The 2,694-nt window shown below is 67.1% G+C and carries 1 protein-coding gene and 1 pseudogene; one reads left to right on the top strand and one right to left on the bottom strand.

What is annotated here, in order from left to right; all coding sequences use genetic code 11:
- Positions 1-867 (bottom strand): annotated as a pseudogene (locus AC1D01_RS29020) (heme utilization protein); the annotation flags it as partial.
- 210 nt (positions 868-1,077) lie between these two features.
- Here AC1D01_RS29020 and sbcB point away from each other — a divergent pair.
- Entirely contained in the window at positions 1,078-2,526 is a 1,449-nt protein-coding gene (gene sbcB, locus AC1D01_RS29015) for an exodeoxyribonuclease I (protein ID WP_477872590.1), read from the top strand.
- The last annotated feature ends 168 nt before the right edge of the window (positions 2,527-2,694 follow it).

The raw sequence follows: 2,694 nt of genomic DNA, 5'->3' as shown, positions 1-2,694 counted from the left end.
GGTGAGGGCGGCGAACTGGTCGCTGGTCAGCGAGCCGAGCTGGTCGGAATTGAGCTGGCGCAGCGCGGCGGTGCTGATCGCACGCAGGTCGCTGGATTCGAGGTTGGGCAGCTGGTCGCTGGTCAGCGCGGTGACCTGGGCGGTCGTCATCGCGGCGAACTGGGCGGTGCTCAGGGCGCGCAGGTCATCGGACTGCAGGCCGGCGATCTGCGTCGGCGTCAGGGCCACGACCTGGGCGGTGGACAGCGCGGCGAACTGCGCGGTGTTCATCGCGTTCAGGTCGTCGGTGACCAGGTTGGCCAGCTGGGCGGTCGTCATCGCCGCCACCTGCGAGGTGGTCAGCTGGCCCATCTGGTCGGAGGTCAGTGCATCGATCTGCGCAGTCGACAGGTTGCGGATCGCGGCCGAGCTCAGCGAGCGCAGGTCCGACGATTCGAGCGTCGGGATCTGGTCGGAGGTCAGCGCCGCGGCCTGCGCGSTGGTCAGCGCGGCGAACTGGTTGGTCGTCAGCGCGTTCAGGTCGGCGGTGCCGAGCTGCGAGATCTGCGTGGTCGTGAGGGCAGCGACCTGGGCGGTGGTCAGTGCCGCGAACTGGTCGGAGTTGAAGGCGCCCAGCTGGTCGGAGTTCAGTGCGCGCAGCGCGGTGGAGCTCAGCGCCCGCAGGTCCTGCGTCTCCATCACGGCGAGTTCGGCGGTGCCGATCGCGGAGATGTTGGTCGACGGGATCGCGGCGACCTGGGTGGTCGTCAGTGCCTGGAACTGCGCCGTGTTGAAGGCGGCCCAGTCCTCGGTCGTCAGCCCGGCAATGGACTTCGTCGACAAGCCGGCGATCTGAGCGGTCGTCAGGAACTGAATGATGCTGGCCATGAAGGGCGTCCTTTGTGTGGAATTCGTTTGCGGGGTCGGCGGCGGTGCGTGCACCCGCTCCAAACCGGACCCAGTCAAACGGGAATATCGGGTACATATGTCCTGGTCTTAAGGTCCAAATGAGGCGCGGATACCGTGCTGTTTGCGCAATCCGTCGGGTTCGCGTCTGATTTGGGCCGGCTGCGGGCTGCTGCTGGTAGATTGCGCGCCATGACCGATTTCACGTTCTTCTGGCATGACTACGAGACCTTCGGCCGCGTGCCGCGCCATGACCGGCCGGCGCAGTTCGCCGGCATCCGCACCGATGCCGAGCTGAACGAGGTGCCGGGCAGCGAGCTGATGGTGTATTGCCGGCCAGCGCCCGATTACCTGCCCGATCCGGAGTCGTGCCTGCTGACCGGCATCCTTCCGCAGACCTGCCTGGAGCGTGGCGTGCCGGAGCACGAGTTCGCCGATGCGATCGAGGCGCAGCTGGCGCAGCCCGGAACGGTGGGCGTGGGCTACAACACGATCCGCTTCGACGACGAGGTGACGCGCCACCTGTTCTGGCGCAACCTGATCGACCCGTACGCGCGCGAGTGGCAGAACCAGTGCGGGCGCTGGGACCTGCTCGACGTGGTGCGGCTGACCTGGGCGTTGCGGCCGGAGGGCATCACCTGGCCGACGCACGAAGACGGCCGGCCGTCGTTCAAGCTGGAGCACCTGACGGCGGCGAATGGGCTGGCGCACGAAGCGGCGCACGATGCGTTGTCGGACGTGCGGGCGACGATTGCGCTGGCGAAGCTGATCAAGTCGCGCCAGCCGCGGCTGTGGGATTTCGCGCTGAAGCTGCGCAGGAAGGACGAGGTGATCCAGGAGATGGGGGTGGGGCGGCCGTTCCTGCACATCTCGGGCATGTACGGCGTGGAGCGCGGCTGCATGGCGCTGGTGTGGCCGCTGGCGCCGCACCCGAGCAACAAGAATGAAGTGATCGTGTGGGACCTGGCGAGCGACCCTGCGGAGTTGTTCACGCTGGACGTCGAGACGATCCGCCAGCGCATGTTCAGCAAGGCCGATGAGTTGCCCGAGGGCATGGCGCGGCTGCCGATCAAGACGATCCACATCAACAAGTCACCGATGGTGATCGGCAACCTGAAGACGCTGAGCGATGCGGTGGCCGCGAAGTGGGGTGTCGACGTGCCGCGCGCGCTGGCGCATGCGGAGCTGGCCGCGAAGCAGGGGCACTTGCTGGCGGGCATGTGGCCGGCGGTGTTCGAGCGGCCGGCACCAGGTGCGAAGCCGGATGTCGACGAGGATTTGTACGGCGGCTTCGTCGGCAATGAAGACCGCAAGGCGCTGCAGCGGCTGCGCGGGTTGTCGCCGCAGCAACTGGCCGACAAGCGACCGGCGTTTGCGGATCCGCGGCTGGCGGAGATCCTGTTCCGTTATCGGGCGCGCAACTACCCGGAGACGCTCAGCGAAGCCGAGCAGGCGCAGTGGCTGGAGCACCGGGTGCACAAACTCCACGACGGGGCAGGGGGCGCATTGACGCTGCAGGCCTTCTTCGATCGGATCGATGTGCTGCAAGAGTCTGAGTCACTGGCCGAGGACGAACGGGCGCAGGACATCCTGGGTGCGCTGGTCGACTACGCCACCGAGATTGCGCCGGAGCGGGACTGATTCTGCGCGGCGCGGGGGGTGAGGGAATGGGCTGGGGGCTCATGCCGAGGCGGTCGGCGCCCCAGGGGCGCCGACTCCACGAAGAAGCTCGGCTTCGGGGGTGCATCGGCAAACTCCCGTCACTCACTTCGTTCGTTGTGGTCAAACACAGCCGATGAGTATGTCTAC

The organism is Rhizobacter sp. P3_B12, from assembly GCF_056402895.1.
Note: the sequence above shows the minus strand (reverse complement) of the source record. Positions and strands in the feature narration are given on the sequence as shown.